This window comes from Pseudomonas sp. GW821-FHT09H03 (genome assembly GCF_059415945.1).
The window spans coordinates 124,746-140,171 of sequence record NZ_JBWKOF010000005.1; the positions used below are offsets into that span (position 1 = coordinate 124,746).

A 15,426-nucleotide genomic window follows, 5' to 3' on the forward strand; every position below is an offset into this window, starting at 1 on the left:
CGCGATGGCGGTGTGTCAGGTGCCAGAAGTGTTGGATTTTCCGGCCCCATCGCCGGCAGGCCGGCTCCCACAGGGATTGTCGGTGAGCACTGAAATTGTGCACGACAAAAACCCACTGAAGGAGCGTAATGCTGTTCACTTAAGCGGGTGCACACTTTGTGGCGAGGGGGCTTGCCCCCGTTGGCTGCGAAGCAGTCGTAAAACCATTACACGCGGTGCCTCTGATAAACCTCGGTGGCAGGTTTTGGGGCCGCTCCGCAGCCAACGGGGGCAAGCCCCCTCGCCACAAGTGTGTGCCCCAGCTTAAGTGAACAGCATTACACTGAAGGAGCGAGCATGCTCGCGATGGCGGTGTGTCAGGCACCTCAGATCCGAAAGCTGCCCACCAACTGATTCAACCGCCCAGCCTGCTGCTCCAGTTCAGTACAAGCGTGCAATGTTGCCTGCAAATTCTCCACGCCTTGCTGGTTGAGGCTGTGATCCGGGTGATGTCGACGTTCAAGGCCTTGACCACGGCGGTCTGCTCCTCGGTGGCGGTGGCGGTGGCGACGGACTGGTTGACGTTGTCAATCTCGCCGATGCGCTGGGTCACGCTGCCCAGGCGGGTGCCGGGTGCCGGGTGCGTCGCACTTGCATGGCCTGCATTTCCCCCAGTGCCTGCATGTGCTCGCTGGCGGCGTTGGCGAGCATGTCGCTGCTGGCTTGGGTCACTTACAGGCTGCTGCGGTGGCTCTGGTACAGCGACAATCCCATCAGCAGACCCACGACCAGCAGCAGGCAGAGGCCGGCGAGCAAAGTGATCTTGCTCTGGATCGTGAGGAATTTTCTATGCATTGGAAAGGCCCTTTTCCAGAGGGGCAGCGGATGCGCCACTGCCCCCGTACTGACTTAGAAACCGGTGGCGAATACCACCTGGCTGTAGAGGTTCTGGTCGTTGTTACCCAACTGGGTACCACCGTTTTCAGCGCTCTTGTCCGGCTGGTAAATGCCGATCAGCGGCATCACGGTCAGGTGATCGTTGACGTGCCATTCGGCGTACAGATCCACTTCGTGACCATCGGTGTTGCCCAGGTTGCGGTCGATGGTGTCGAAGTCGAAGTACATGACACCGACGTTGAGGTTCTCCAGTGGGGAGACCTTCACGGTCAGGTTCTGAATGCGCGAGTTGCTGTTGAACGGCCCGGCGTAGTTGCCCGCCACTTCGCCCTGGAACCAGGTGCCGTAGCCACGGCTGAAACCGTAGAACAGTGTGTCGTAGCCTTCGGAAAAACGGCTGTAGCGGTAGCTGGCGCTCGGTGTCCAGATCGCGTCGGAGAAGGTCCAGCCAGCTTCCAGGTACCAGGCGTCTTCGCTGTCGGTGTGGGGCTTGTCCTGCTTGGCGTATTCACCGGACAGGAACAGGTCTTTGACCCCTGCATTGCCCGTGGCGCGCAGGCTGTAGGTTTTCATGCCGTCGCGTTCAAGCTGGATCGGCGAGGCGTATTGCTCGTCGACGTCGGTGGTGTCGATGTAGGTCAGGCCAACGGTGCCGGCTTCGGCCACGTGCTCCAGGGTGCCGACGTACATTTCGGTCATGGCCTGGGCGCGGTTGTTGGACTTCAACCACATCAGGTCGCTGCGCCAGCCTTCCTTGCCGCCGATACGCAGCACGGCGGTTTCGTCGAAGGCCTTGCGCGCCGCCAGGTAGTAGGCGCCGCCGCGATTGAATTCGCCATCGGCCAGGCCTTTACCCATGTTCAAGGCATCGCCCTGGATCAGGAAGCCATCGCCGACCACGATGTTCTGGCGGCCGAAGGACAGGTCGATGCCGTCACTGCCCAGCCCTTCGAAGAGGTCGGCCGAGCGCCAGCCGAGGTAGGCGTCTTCGAACTTGGTGGTGCGTTCCGAACCATCGCTGAAGCCGGCGGCATCGCCGTCGCCCCAGGTGCCGGAGCTGAGCATGTTCGCTGCGCCATAACCGGTACCCACGCCCGCCAGGCCCTGGTCGAAACTCAGACCGTATTTGATGTAGCCCTCGCGCCACGACGAGGAGCCTTCGGCTAGACGGCCGGAGAGGGCGTAGTTTTCCTGGCTGTGGAACACGCCGAATACCGCTTCCAGAGTGGCATTCAGGTGACTGTTGTCATCGGCGTAGAGTTCGTAGGCGCAGGCCTGGCCAGCGCTGATCATCAGCGCGAGTGTCGACAGGCGAAGCAAGGGGGACTTGAGCATGGCATGACATCCGTTCTTGTTCTTGAGCGCAGGTTTGCGGTCTTTTTAGATACTAAGGCGCGACTTTTTTTCGTCCTTTGCCCTGTTTGCCAATTAGTTGGTTGTGCATGCCAGATTGATGGCTGTGTGACAGCGCGAGAATGTTTTGAGCCGTTTGGCAGCCCGGCCAACACAACTGGCACGCAGGGCAAATCCTGCCCGCCTGCGACCACCGACAATCCTTACCAACCTGCCGAAGCACCGTGCCTCGGCATTTTTAGTGTTGGCGCTCGTCTGCTGGCGAGCGCGCGGATTTTCAAGGTCGCCTTCCTATGTTCACGTCGCTGCGTTTGCCCCTGCTCGGTTTGCTCTCGTTCACCCTGGCCCAGGCTGTTGCCGCCGCCGAGTGCGCCCCGGACACCCGCCGTGGTGCCGAACTGTTCGCCAATGAATGCAGTGTCTGCCACGCGGTGACCAAGGGCACCACGGGAATGATGGGACCGAACCTGGCCGGTGTGTACGGGCGCAAGGCTGGCTCGCTGGCCGGTTTCAGCTACTCCCAGGCCATGCGTGACAAAGACGTCAACTGGCAAGCCGAGAGCATCCAGCAACTGATCACCCAGCCTCAGGCCTACGTGCCGGGCACCTACATGCCGTACATGGGCCTGGCATCCGCCGACGACCGTGAGGCCGTGGCCTGCTTCCTCAAAGAACAACACTGATCAGGCGGATGTGCGCCTGAACAACTAACCAGCCCCCTGTAGGCGCTGGCTTGTCAGTGAAGACGGCCTTGAATTTTGCACCGTCCGTCAAGACGCATTCGCCTGCAAGCCGGCTCCTACATCTGAATGAAAGGTGAATTATGAGCAACGTTGAAATCCTGCCCCAGGTTGCTGCTTTTATCGAGCGTCGTCACGGCTGCTTCATTGACGGCCAGTGGGTATTTGCCGAAGGCGACAGCATTGCCGTGGTCAACCCGGCCACCGGGCAAACCCTGTGCGAAACCCTGGATGCGCCGCTGGAAGTCATCGAGCAGGCCGTGCAGTCCTCGCACAAGGCGTTCAAATCCGGTGTGTGGTCGGGTCTGCGTCCGGCCGACCGCGAGCGCATCCTGCTGAACTTCACCCGCCTGGTGGAAGAGCATGCCGAAGAACTGGCGCAGCTGGAAACCCTGAGCCAGGGCAAGTCGATCAACATGGCCCGCGCGCTGGACTTGAACGCCACCGTGGAATTCATGCGCTACATGTCCGGCTGGGCGACCAAGATCGAAGGCCAGACCTTCGACGTGTCGATCCCGCTGCCGCCGGGCGCCAAGTTCACTGCGTTCACCAAGCGTGAGCCGGTGGGGGTGGTGGTCGGCATCGTGCCATGGAATTTCCCGCTGCTGATTGCCGCCTGGAAGCTGATGCCCGCACTGGCCACCGGTTGCACGGTGATCATCAAGCCGGCGATGGAAACCCCGCTGACGGCCATGCGCCTGGCTGAACTGGCCCTCGAAGCCGGCATTCCGGCAGGCGTGTTCAACGTGGTCACCGGCGGCGGTGCCTCGGTAGGTGGCGTGCTGACCAAACACCCGCTGGTGAGCAAAGTGTCGTTCACCGGTTCCACCGCGGTGGGCAAGAGCGTCGGCGTGGCGTGCATGGAAAACATGACACGTTTTGCGCTGGAGCTGGGCGGCAAGAACCCGATGATCGTGTTGGCCGATGCCGACATCGAAAAAGCCGTGCAGGGCGCGATCCTCGGTGGCTTGCTCAACAACGGCCAGGTTTGCGCAGCGGCTTCACGCTTCTACGTGCACCGTTCGATCCACGACCAGTTCGTTGAAGCGCTCGCGGCAGCAGTATCGGCCATGCCGATCGGCGACGGAATGAACTGCGATGCTGCGATCAACCCGCTGGTGTCGCGCAAGCAGCAGCAGGGTGTGCTCAAGCACATCGAACTGGCCCGCCAGGAAGGTGCGCGGGTGGTCTGCGGTGGCGAGTTGCTGCAAGGCGACGGCTTCTTCGTGCAGCCGACCATCCTCGCCGACATCGACCACAGCATGGCCGTGGCCCGTGAAGAAGTGTTCGGACCGGTACTGGGTGTGATGCCGTTCGATGACGAAGACGCAGTGATTGAACTGGCCAACGACAACCGCTACGGCCTGGCGGCCAGCCTGTGGACCAACGACCTGGGCAAAGCCATGAACCTGGTGCCACGCATCGAAGCCGGCACGGTATGGGTCAACGCCCACGTGCTGCTCGACCCGGCCATGCCGTTCGGTGGCGTCAAGCAATCGGGCATGGGCCGCGAGTTCGGTCGCGCGGTGATCGAGGCTTACACCGAGCTGAAATCGGTGTGTATCGCGCATTGAGACAGTAAACACCCATGCCCCCTGTAGGAGCGAGCATGCTCGCGATGAGGCCGGTACAGTCAACACCCTTGTTGGCTGAAACTCCGCCATCGCGAGCAGGCTCGCTCGCACATTTTGTTCTGCGGTGACCACAAAGCCTGCGGCTGTCCGATATCCCCTGTGGGAGCGGGCTTGCTCGCGAAGACGGTGTGCCAGTCGCAATCACCGGCGTCTGACCCACTGCATTCGCGAGCAAGCCCGCTCGCACATTTTGTTCTGCGGTGACCACAAACCCTGCGGAGGTTTGGTCGCGCAGTGCGGCTACCGCAGCCTTCACCCCGCAGGCGGTTTCGCCAGTCGAATCCCCGCCGCACCCAGGCGCTTGAGTATTTCAAACAGCAGCTCGCTTTTGATCGCGCCGACCATGCGCGGGCTGCCGACGTAGCCGGTAATCGTCAGGGTTATGCCTTCGGGCTTGAGCTGGCTGAAGCGCACGAAGGGTGCCGGTTTCTCAAGAATGGATTCGTGCTCGGTGTAGGCGTCGTACAGCAGGTTGCGCACCTGCTCCGGGTCGATATCCAGCGGCAGCAACAGTTCCAGTGATGCCACCCCCTGGGCGCTACCGCCGAGCGTGACGTTGCGCAGATTCTGCGAAATCAGTTGTGAATTGGGCACGATGACAATGGACCGGTCGGCCAGTTGGATTTCCGTAGCTCGCACGTTGATCCGGCGAATGTCGCCTTCGACTCCGCTGATGCTGATCAGATCACCGACTTTAACCGGGCGCTCGGTCAGCAGGATCAGCCCGGAGATGAAGTTCTTGACGATTTCCTGCAGGCCGAAGCCGATACCCACCGACAGGGCGCTGACGATCCAGGCCAGGTTGGTCCACTTGATGCCCAGTGATGACAACGTCAGCAGCACCAGCGACGCGTAGCCGATATTGGCAAAAAGGGTGCTGAGCGAGGCGCACATGCCTGGGTCCATTGCCGTCTTCGGCAGGAACTCGTTGTCCAGCCAGCGACGAAACGAGCGGATCAGGTAGACGCCTATTACCACGGCCAGCAGGGCATTGAGCACATTGCCCGGCACAATGTTCAATCTGCGCAAACCGTCACCGCCGAGTATGGCCAGGGTGTTGGTCGCCAGTTGCCCGAGGGTCGAACCCACACCCCCGACCAGCAGGGTGATGCAGGCGATCAGCAACAGTGTGGCCCGGCCGGCGCCGGACAGAATGACCGAGATCTGCTCCAGGCGCGCGTCGCCGATTCCGAGCATTTGTTTCAGGGCCTTGCCGGTGCTTTGTCGAGGAGAAAACACATATTCGCAGGCATCCTTGAGTACCTGCGTCAGCATGTAGAAACCGGCAAAAATGATGTACAGCCAGACCAGTTCGTAGGTGATGAACCGGGCCAGGGATACGTATCCCACCAGCAAAGCGAGGAAAGAAACCACCACCGCGATGCTGGCGAAGGCATACACCATCCCTGCCAGCGTCCTGCCCGCTTCGGGGATTTCACCCGAGGCTACCAGGCCGCGCCGTACCCTGTTGGCGCGCATCAGAAGTGCTGCGATCAACGCCGAGACGACCAGCGCGATGAATCCGCGGACCGAGATCACCACTTCAGCACTGATTCCAGTGACGTTGGTGATCTGGGCCACCGCGCCCAAAATCAGCAGGACCAAGGCGAGACGCCCGGGGTATGGTTTGATTGCCAGTGCGACCGGATCGGCAATGGCCGGCAGACGCCATGAGGGATGTTGTGTGGACAGGAGTGCGCGGCTCAATCCGGTGATCAGCACACAGGTATAGAGGGTTTTTTCCATCTCTTCGGAGAATCCCGCCAGTTGCGCAGGCAACGGCAAGCGGTAAGTCAGAGCGAAAAACAGCAGTTTGAGGGCAATGCTGGCCGTCAACATGGTGGCGATGACCGAAGCCATCGTCAGGGCGCTGCGCCGCAGTCGCCCCTCTGGCACTTTATGAATGCACAGCCAGGTCAAGCCTCGTTCGGCCACCCCCCGGCCGACGAACCACAGGGCCAGGGTCAGTATCACCATGGCGCTGGTGGCAAGGCGTTGCCCCGGTTGCCAGGCGGCGTCGAGTGCGCCATCCACTTGTTGCATGAAACCAGTCAGACGTCTGCGGTCATCCAGTGGCGGATTGAGCAGCGTGGTCCAGAATAGGGGATTGAGTATGCTTCTGGTCTGCTGGGTCACTTCGGTTTCCAGCAAGGTGCGACGAATGCTGGCGATCTGGCCAAGCAGTTCGGTGGCACTGCCCTTGAGTACCGTCAGGGCCTTGAGGTGACTATCGACCTGGTTTTTTTGTTCGGTGAGCGTTGACCGCTGGCGGGTGATATCGGGTTTCTCGGCTTCGGCGGTATCGAGCGGAACAGGCCCCAGCACCGCCAATTGCGCCTGAAATTGCGACTGTTCGGGCAGTAACAGTGCCGAGAGGCGATCCACTTCCTGGATAAAGGCCTGGGCCAGATCCTGCGGACCTTCCAGCTGGCTGTAGTTGGTGGCCAGGGAAACCTGCTGCTTGAGGCCGCTCAGCTGACGTTGCAGGTCTTGCAGATCACTATCGGAAACGCTGAGGGTGGTAGTGGCTGCACTGGCGACAGCGGCGGGCGGTGGCGCTGGCTCCGCCGCCACCGCCACCCATGTGCTGCTCGCCCCGAAGAGGGCAAGCACGACGACCATCATCAAACCGAAAGCGTTGCGCATAGGCGTGTTCGATCCGTTGTTTGTCACTCAGCCTATGAGGTTAGGCTATGACGCAGGGCTTCGGGCATTGTTTTGCTGGAAAGGGACGCAGCTGGCGCGAGTCTCAAACCAACCACCCGCGGATCCATGGCCTAGACTTGTTCGCAGGCCAGTGTTCATTGAGCAGATTGTTGTTCCTGATCGACGGACACAGGGCACCCATAAAAACAATCGGGAGATCCCCATGTCCGCTTTGATCCGTCGTTTGAGTCGCGGCCTGGCCGCTGCAATCACCGCTGTCGCGCTCATCGCTCCAGCCTTGGCGCTGGATACCGTCAAGTTCATGGCCCCAGGTTCAGTGGGTGGCGGTTATGACCAGACCGCCCGGGTACTGGGCAAGGCCCTGGTGGAAGCCGGCACGGCCAAGTCAGTTACCTTCGAGAACAAGGGCGGCGCGGGCGGGACCCTGGGGCTGGCGCAATTTGCCAACAGCACCAAGGGCGACCCGAACGCACTGCTGGTGGTCGGTGCGATCATGGTCGCCGGTATCGAGCAGAACAAACCGCAGATCAGCTTGAAGGACGTGACGCCGATTGCCCGTTTGTTCACCGAATACAACGTGATTGCCGTGCGCAAGGAATCTGAATTCAAGACCCTCGACGACCTGATCAAGGCCTTCAAGGCCAACCCGACGAGCATTACTTTCGGGGGTGGCTCCAAGGGCTCGATCGATCACATCGGCATCGCCGAGCTGGCGGGCAAGCTCGACGTGCCGGTCAACAAGGTCAATTACGTGGCCTTCGGTGGCGGCGGTGAAGTGGTGGCCCAGGCCTTGGGCGGCCAGCTCAAGGTCATCACCGGTGGCTACGCCGAGCTGGGCCAGTACATCAAGAGTGGCCAGTTTCGGGTTCTGGCCATCGGTGCACCCGAACGCGTCCCCGGGATCGACGCGCCGACGCTCAAAGAGAGCGGCTACGACGTGATCATCGGCAACTGGCGCGGTGTGTACGGCGCTGCGGGCCTGAGCGCCGAACAGCGCAAGGACGTCATCGATGCGGTGGTGGCGGCCAGCAACAGCAAGGTGTGGCAGGACAACGTGCAAACCAACGCCTGGACCCCCAGCGTGTTGACCGGTGACGAGTTCGGCAAATTCGTCGACGAAGAACACGTGCGCCTGCGGGCGATGCTGGTCAAGGTCGGGCTGCTCTGAAATGAGCGGGACCCGTGCAGTGATTCCGGCACAATTGGCGGTCGGCATCGGCCTGATCGCCCTCAGCGTTGTGCTGGCGATTGGCGCCTGGCGCTTTCCCCCGGAAATGGGCTTCATCATCCTCGCCGCTTACGTCTACCCCTATGCGGTCGCGGTTTTTTTGGGGGCGGTGGGGCTGTTGCTGAGCTACCAGGCCTGCACCGGCGGCTTTCGCGAGCTGGATAACGATCAGACGAACACCGTGGCCGGCGGCAAGGCCGGGGCGGCCTGGGTCTCGGCCGGGCTGATCGGCGTTGCCTTGCTTATCAATGTCATCGGCTTCGTACTGTCTGCCGGCTTGCTGTTTGCCTGTTCGGCGCGGGGTTTTGGCAGCCGTCATCCGCTGCGGGATCTGGCCATCGGCATGGCGTTGACCCTGCCGATCTACTGGCTGTTCAACGCCGGACTCGGAGTTGCCTTGCCGGCGCTGGTCAATGTCTGGATCTGACAGGAGTTCGACACGTGGACATTCTCGCAAGCCTGGCGATGGGTTTTTCCGCGGCGCTGACGCCGATCAACCTGATGTGGGGCTTCATCGGCTGCCTGCTCGGCACTGCCATCGGCGTGTTGCCGGGAATCGGGCCGGCGTTGACGGTGGCCCTGCTGTTGCCGATCACCGCCAAGGTCGATCCAACCGGGGCCTTGATCATGTTTGCCGGCATCTACTACGGCGCGCAGTTCGGCGGTTCCACGACCTCGATTCTGCTCAATACGCCGGGTGAGTCGTCCTCGATGGTCACGGCGCTGGAAGGCAACCTCATGGCCCGCAACGGCCGAGCAGGTCCGGCCTTGGCTACGGCGGCGATCGGCTCATTTGTCGCCGGCACCATCGCGACGGTCCTGCTGACGTTGTTCGCACCGCTGGTGGCCCGGCTGGCGCTGAATTTCGGCCCGACTGAATACTTCGCCATTCTGGTGCTGTCTTTCACCACGGTGTCGGCGGTGCTCGGCGCCTCGATGCTGCGCGGCTTTGCCTCGCTGGGCATCGGGTTGACCATCGGCCTGATCGGCCTGGATTCGACGTCGGGCATTGCCCGCTACACCCTGGGTGTTCCCGAACTGGTGGACGGCATTGAAGTGGTGCTGGTGGCGGTCGGCTTGTTTGCGGTCGGTGAGGCCTTGTACAGCCTGCTGTACCAGACGCCATCCGCGGAAGGCCGGCATCGCCTGACTTCATTGTGGATGACCCGGGCTGACTGGAAACGCTCGGTTCCGGCCTGGCTGCGCGGCACGCTGATCGGCTTTCCGTTCGGCTCGATACCGGCCGGGGGCGCGGAGATCCCGACCTTTCTGTCGTATTCCGCCGAACGCAAACTCAGCAAGTATCCCAAGGAGTTTTCAGCCAATAAAGGCGAGGGCGCCATCGAGGGGGTCGCCGGCCCGGAAGCGGCCAACAACGCCAGCGCTACCGGGTCACTGGTGCCATTGCTGACCCTGGGCATCCCGACGTCGGCCACCGCGGCGATCCTGCTGGCGGCGTTCCAGAACTACAATCTGCAACCGGGGCCGATGCTCTTCCAGACCTCGGCCGACCTGGTCTGGACCCTGGTGGCGTCGCTGTACATCGGCAACGTCATCCTGCTGGTGCTGAACCTGCCGCTGGTGGGGCTGTGGGTCAAGCTGCTGCAGATTCCCCGGCCTTATCTGAATGCCGGGATTCTGGTGTTCGCCACCATTGGCGTGTACGGCATGCGCCATTCCTCCTTCGACCTGCTGCTGATGTTGGCCATCGGCTGGGGCGGCGTGCTGATGCGGCGCTTCGACTTCCCGGTGGCCCCGGTGATTGTTGGCATGCTGCTGGGGCCCATGGCAGAGAAACAACTGCGCAATGCCTTGTCCATCAGCCAGGGTGACTGGATGGTGTTCGTGACGCAGCCGATCTCGGCGTTTTTCCTCGGGTTGACGTTGTTGGTGCTGGTGATTCCCCATTTGCTGCACGCGCGGGGGATCAAGTTGCATGAGGATGATTGAGCCAGAGGCGAGGTAGCTCGCGATGAGGTTGGCACAGCCAACATCGATGTCGCCTGACAATTTTGTGTCGTACTCAGAGTTAGTGTGCGCTGCAGATCACTGTAGGAGCGAGCATGCTCGCGATGGACTTGGGGACACCGCGCCGATCAGTAAGCACGCGTGATCGTTGACGTCCATCGCGAGCATGCTCGCTTCTACAGGTAATTTTGCGGTTGCTTTACGACTGCATCAGAACTTGAACGCCTGCCGTCCTGCCAACAGCCATTTACCGTCCTGCTTTTGCCAGACCTGGAAGTTGTCGATTTCCTTCGGCACCACTTCAGTGCCTTTGAGCGCTTGCGCCGAGAAGTGGTGACGGACCAGCGCGACATCGCCGGAGACGGTGAGGGTCTGGTTTTGCATTTCAAGGGTCGTGAAGGCGCTTTTGCCGGATTCAAGTCATCGTACAACCTGGCATGGGTTACAGGAAAAAAGCGAACTTGCGTGGCGCGCTTGCCTCGAAGTTAAAAGGAAATGCCCTGACTTCGAGGTATTGCACCATGCAGTCTGACTCGCGTTTACGGCTCGACCTGACCTTTCTCATGGCGTTTTTGCTGGTCGTCGTGGTGTCGGGTTTTGCTCCCCGCAGCCGGGTGGACTGGGCGCTGGAGAACCTGTTGGTGTTATTGCTGGTGGGGACCCTGATAGCGGTTTCTCGCCGGTTTCGCTTGTCGGTAATGTCCATCACGCTGGTGTTTGCGTTTCTGTGCGTGCATGAACTGGGCGCCCATTACACCTATTCCCTGGTGCCTTACGATCGTTGGTCTTCAGCGTGGTTGGGCTTAAGCTTCGACCGGGCGGCCGGTGCCCACCGCAATCACTACGACCGCCTGGTGCACCTGAGCTACGGGCTGCTATTGGCTTATCCGGTGCGCGAAGTCTTGTGGCGACTGACGCCGCTGCGCGGGTTCTGGCTGTTTTTCGTGACCCTGAACATCATCCTTTCGACGTCCGCCGTGTATGAACTGGTGGAATGGATCGGCGGGGCGTACCTGGGTGAAGACACCGGGAAAGCCTTCGTCGGCGCGCAAAACGATCCCTGGGACGCACAAAAGGACATGGCCATCGCAGTCTTCGGCGCATTGGCCAGTTTGCTGCTGGTTTCCCTGCGCGGCGCGACGGAAAAAGCATCACGGCCTACCGCATGTCACAAAAACACTAATCAGCGGGGATAACCTTCAATTACCGCTCCGGCCAGCCGATAACCTCTTCAATCGCGACTTTCGCGGTGGGCGAAGCAATCGACCGATGTGCCAGAGGGAAACCCCAAAGTGTCCATAAAACTGCGTTTACTGTTACTGATGGGCACCGGCCTGCTGGCTGCGTTGATCATGAGCATGGTCAGTTACCTGGGAAATAGCGCGATGGCCGGGGCCGTTGACGCCAACGATGTCGGCATGGTCGCCCTGCGCAATCACCTCGAAGCCGACATGATGCACGATGCACTGCGCGCCGATGTGCTGTCGGCGATGCTGGTCGGGCTGGGCAAGAGCACCAGCAGTAAAGCCGAAGTGCGCAGCTCCATCGAGGAGCATGCCCAGCGGTTTCGCCAGGTGCTGGGTGAAAACCTCAATCTGGCGGTCAACGAAACCATCAAGGCCGGCCTGAATCAGGTCAAGCCAAGTCTCGACACTTACATCAGCGCCGCCGAGCGTATCGTCGTGTTGGCCCTGGATAACCCGCAAGCGGCGCAACAGGAGCTGGGTACGTTCAACACGGCGTTCAGCCAGCTGGAAGAGCAGATGGCAGCCCTCAGCGAGCTGATCGAGAACAACACCCGGCAGACCAGCCAGGGCACCCAGCAGGCGATCAGTAACGCCAATCTCACCCTGGGTGCCGTACTGATTGCCAGCCTGTTGCTGTTGCTTGCGCTGGGACGCTGGGTAATTCCGAGCATCACGGGGCCGTTGCGGGCCGCCAGCCGCATCGCCGACAGCATCGCCCGGGGCAATCTCAACGAGCCGGTTGTCGAAGCCACCGGTCAGGACGAAGCCAGTGCGTTGCTACGCAGCCTGGCAACCATGCAGCGGGATTTGCGCGGCATGATCGAGGTGGTGCGCAGCAACGCCCACGGCGTGAGCGGCATGAGCGAGCAACTGAGCAACGGCTGCCACCAGGTCGCCGGCAGCAGCCAGCGGCAAAGCGCAGCGGCCAGCACCATGGCCGCCGCCGCCAGCGAAATGACCGCGAGCATCGAGGAAATCACCCGGCATGCCCAGCGGGCGCTGAACATGGCCAGTCAGGCCGAGACCCTGGCCAATGATGGCGGCCGGGTAATCCGTCAGGTGGTCACTGACATGGACGGCATCTCCCGTTCGGCGCAGCAATCGGCGCAAGTGATCCGCACCCTGGACAAGGAGTCGGAGGGTATTTTCAACATCATCCAGGTGATCAAGGGCATCGCCGATCAGACCAATCTGCTGGCATTGAACGCTGCCATCGAGGCCGCGCGCGCCGGGGAGCAGGGCCGTGGTTTTGCCGTGGTCGCCGACGAAGTCCGCAGCCTGGCGGGGCGCACCAGCGCCTCGACCCAGGAGATCGCCAGCATGGTCGCACGCATTCAGCAAAGCACCCGCGAGGCGGTTATCAGCATGGAGGAGGGGGTGGCCCAGGTCGATAAAGGCATGGCCGTGACTGCCGACGTCGAGCGAGCTATCGGTGAAATCCTCGAAGCCACGCTCAACACCACGCAATTGGTCAACGATATCAGCCGAACGATTGGCGAACAGAGCCTGGCCAGCAATGAAATCGCGCATCAGGTGGAGATGATTGCCGGGATGTCCGAGGGGAACAGCAAGGTGATTGGGCAGACGGCTTTGACCACTGATGAGCTGTCGACGCTTGCGGGTCAGCTGTCGCAATCGGTGGGGCGCTTTCGGTTGTGAGACTTGTGAGGGGGTCAGAAGATTAGAGTTGATAGTGCCGGCCTCTTCGCGAGCAAGCCCGCTCCCACATTCAATCGGGTACTTCAGATAGAAACGCGATCAAATGTGGGAGCGGGCTTGCTCGCGAAGGGGCCAGTTCAGACAGCTGAAATTATAGATATTTATCTGTCACTGCCCCTTCCGAAGCACTCGACACCGTCTTCGCATATTTGGCCAACACCCCACGCTTGTACTTGGATTCAGGCCGCACCCAACGGCTCTTGCGCTCGGCCAGTTCGGCATCCGAGACCGCGACCGTGATCTGCCGGGTTTCTGCGTCGATGGTGATCCTGTCGCCGTTCTCGATCAGCGCGATGGGCCCGCCCTCAAACGCTTCCGGGGTGATATGACCGACCACGAATCCGTGTGAGCCACCAGAGAAACGCCCATCGGTGATCAGCGCCACATCTTTGCCCAACCCCTTGCCCATGACCGCCGACGTCGGCGACAGCATCTCGCGCATACCCGGCCCACCCTTGGGCCCTTCATAGCGAATCACGATGACCTCGCCGGGTTGGACCTCGCCGTTGAGAATGCCCGCCAGCGCACCTTCCTCGCCGTGGTAGACCCGCGCCGTGCCTTCAAACCGCAGGCCTTCCTTGCCGGTGATCTTCGCCACCGCGCCGGTGGGCGCGAGGTTGCCCCGCAATATCACCAGGTGCGAGTCCTTCTTGATCGGCTGATCGAAAGGCCGGATCACGTCCTGGCCGACCGGGTAGTCGGGTACGTTTTCGAGGTTTTGCGCCAGGGTCTTGCCGGTGACGGTCAGCACATCGCCATGCAGCATGCCGGCGTCGAGCATGCGTTTCATCAGGGGCTGGATGCCGCCGATGGCTACCAGCTCGCTCATCATGTAGCGGCCGCTGGGGCGCAGGTCGGCGAGCACTGGTGAGACCTTGCCCAGTTCGACGAAATCATCCAGGGTCAGTTCGACATCCACTGCGTTGGCCATGGCCAGCAAGTGCAGCACGGCGTTGGTCGAGCCGGCGAGGGCGATGACAACGCGGATGGCGTTCTCGAAGGCCTTGCGGGTCATGATGTCGCGCGGCTTGAGGTCGAGCTTGAGCAGTTCCATGACCTGCTGCCCGGCGCGGAAACTGTCCGAGGCCTTGTCGCCGCCGATGGCTTCCTGGGAGCTGGAGCCGGGCAGGCTCATGCCCAGCGCTTCGATGGCCGAGGCCATGGTATTGGCGGTGTACATGCCACCGCAGGAACCGGGGCCGGGGATCGCCACTTCCTCGATCTGCTTGACCTGGATCTCGCTGATGTCGCCCCGGGCATGCTGGCCCACGGCTTCGAACACGGAAATGATATCGGTATGGCCGGCGCCCGGGCGAATGGTCCCGCCGTACACAAAGATCGAAGGGCGATTGAGCCGTGCCATGCCGATCAGGCACCCTGGCATGTTCTTGTCGCAGCCGCCCACCGTGACGAGGCCGTCGAAGCCCTCGCAGCCGGCCACCACTTCGATGGAGTCGGCAATCACCTCCCGGGACACCAGCGAATACTTCATGCCCTCGGTGCCGTTGGCGATGCCGTCGGAAATGGTGATGGTGTTGAAGATCACGCCTTTGGCCCCGGCGGCGTTCGCGCCTTTTTCCGCTTCGACGGCCAGCTTGTCGATGTGCATGTTGCACGGCGTGACCATCGCCCAGGTCGAGGCGATGCCGATCTGGGGCTTCTTGAAGTCTTCGTCGGTGAAGCCCACGGCGCGCAACATGGAGCGGGCCGGTGCGGCTTCGACGCCGTCGACCACTTGGGAGGAGTACTTGCGCAGATCGACTTTGTCACTCATGACCTATCCTCACATGCGTCTGTGAAAAAACAGGTTGAGTATAGTGGGCCTGATGCCCACGCCCAGACCAGCAGGTCAGGAACAGACGCGCGGGTTTGCCCTGACGTGATATTATTTGCACTAACTTGGTTTGACTTATTCAGTTTTCCTTTCTTTGAGAGGGGTTAACAGAATCACTGTCGCTCAAGTAGCTGAAGCCAAAAAAGATAAAAAGTCAGTT

12 protein-coding genes and 3 pseudogenes are annotated in these 15,426 nt (G+C 61.2%); 8 read left to right on the plus strand and 7 right to left on the minus strand.

Going from position 1 to position 15,426, the window contains the following annotated elements:
• Positions 1 to 365: 365 nt before the first annotated feature.
• From AC07OG_RS08880 to AC07OG_RS08895, 4 genes and pseudogenes are all read right to left on the minus strand, one after another.
• Positions 366 to 610 (minus strand): annotated as a pseudogene (locus tag AC07OG_RS08880) (methyl-accepting chemotaxis protein); the annotation flags it as partial.
• A complete protein-coding gene (locus AC07OG_RS08885; protein WP_495066791.1) occupies positions 589 to 711 on the minus strand; it encodes a hypothetical protein in 123 nt (40 codons plus the stop codon). The pseudogene AC07OG_RS08880 and the gene AC07OG_RS08885, both read right to left, overlap by 22 nt.
• A complete protein-coding gene (locus AC07OG_RS08890; RefSeq protein WP_495066792.1) occupies positions 712 to 834 on the minus strand; it encodes a hypothetical protein in 123 nt (40 codons plus the stop codon).
• Between the two features lie 54 nt (positions 835 to 888).
• The gene (locus AC07OG_RS08895) at positions 889 to 2,211 is read right to left on the minus strand and encodes an alginate export family protein (RefSeq protein ID WP_495066793.1); all 1,323 of its coding nucleotides are present in this window, start codon (positions 2,209 to 2,211) and stop codon (positions 889 to 891) included.
• A gap of 311 nt (positions 2,212 to 2,522) precedes the next feature.
• On the opposite strand from AC07OG_RS08895, the gene AC07OG_RS08900 reads away from it, so the two are divergent.
• Positions 2,523 to 2,912 (plus strand): c-type cytochrome, encoded by a 390-nt coding sequence (locus tag AC07OG_RS08900; protein WP_495066794.1) that lies wholly within the window; start codon positions 2,523 to 2,525, stop codon positions 2,910 to 2,912.
• A gap of 140 nt (positions 2,913 to 3,052) precedes the next feature.
• Positions 3,053 to 4,543, plus strand: coding sequence for an aldehyde dehydrogenase family protein (locus AC07OG_RS08905; protein ID WP_495066795.1), 1,491 nt, complete (start codon positions 3,053 to 3,055; stop codon positions 4,541 to 4,543).
• Positions 4,544 to 4,855: 312 nt separating this feature from the next.
• Here AC07OG_RS08905 and AC07OG_RS08910 read toward each other — a convergent pair whose 3' ends face one another.
• Positions 4,856 to 7,249: a DUF3772 domain-containing protein gene (locus AC07OG_RS08910; protein ID WP_495066796.1), complete on the minus strand. Its 2,394-nt coding sequence runs from the start codon at positions 7,247 to 7,249 to the stop codon at positions 4,856 to 4,858.
• Positions 7,250 to 7,472: 223 nt separating this feature from the next.
• On the opposite strand from AC07OG_RS08910, the gene AC07OG_RS08915 reads away from it, so the two are divergent.
• Genes AC07OG_RS08915 through AC07OG_RS08925 form a run of 3 tightly spaced genes read left to right on the plus strand, consistent with a single transcriptional unit; the run spans position 7,473 to position 10,448 of the window.
• Positions 7,473 to 8,438, plus strand: a complete 966-nt coding sequence (locus tag AC07OG_RS08915) for a Bug family tripartite tricarboxylate transporter substrate binding protein (protein ID WP_060540550.1) — start codon at positions 7,473 to 7,475, stop codon at positions 8,436 to 8,438.
• A gap of 1 nt (position 8,439) precedes the next feature.
• Entirely contained in the window at positions 8,440 to 8,925 is a 486-nt protein-coding gene (locus AC07OG_RS08920; protein ID WP_495066797.1) for a tripartite tricarboxylate transporter TctB family protein, read from the plus strand.
• Positions 8,926 to 8,939: 14 nt separating this feature from the next.
• On the plus strand, positions 8,940 to 10,448 hold the full coding sequence (locus tag AC07OG_RS08925; protein ID WP_060540552.1) for a tripartite tricarboxylate transporter permease: 1,509 nt from the start codon (positions 8,940 to 8,942) through the stop codon (positions 10,446 to 10,448).
• 228 nt (positions 10,449 to 10,676) lie between these two features.
• Here the strand turns inward: AC07OG_RS08925 and AC07OG_RS08930 are convergent.
• Positions 10,677 to 10,886 (minus strand): annotated as a pseudogene (locus tag AC07OG_RS08930) (nuclear transport factor 2 family protein); the annotation flags it as partial.
• A 101-nt stretch (positions 10,887 to 10,987) separates the two neighbouring features.
• Between AC07OG_RS08930 and AC07OG_RS08935 the strand changes: the two are divergent.
• From AC07OG_RS08935 to AC07OG_RS08945, 3 genes and pseudogenes are all read left to right on the plus strand, one after another.
• A complete protein-coding gene (locus AC07OG_RS08935) occupies positions 10,988 to 11,662 on the plus strand; it encodes a DUF2238 domain-containing protein (protein ID WP_495066798.1) in 675 nt (224 codons plus the stop codon).
• 567 nt (positions 11,663 to 12,229) lie between these two features.
• Positions 12,230 to 12,514, plus strand: a pseudogene (locus tag AC07OG_RS08940) (HAMP domain-containing protein); the annotation flags it as partial.
• Positions 12,515 to 12,646: 132 nt separating this feature from the next.
• Positions 12,647 to 13,372: a methyl-accepting chemotaxis protein gene (locus AC07OG_RS08945; RefSeq protein ID WP_495066913.1), complete on the plus strand. Its 726-nt coding sequence runs from the start codon at positions 12,647 to 12,649 to the stop codon at positions 13,370 to 13,372.
• Positions 13,373 to 13,523: 151 nt separating this feature from the next.
• Here AC07OG_RS08945 and ilvD read toward each other — a convergent pair whose 3' ends face one another.
• The gene (gene ilvD, locus AC07OG_RS08950; protein WP_495066799.1) at positions 13,524 to 15,206 is read right to left on the minus strand and encodes a dihydroxy-acid dehydratase; all 1,683 of its coding nucleotides are present in this window, start codon (positions 15,204 to 15,206) and stop codon (positions 13,524 to 13,526) included.
• Between the last annotated feature and the right edge of the window lie 220 nt (positions 15,207 to 15,426).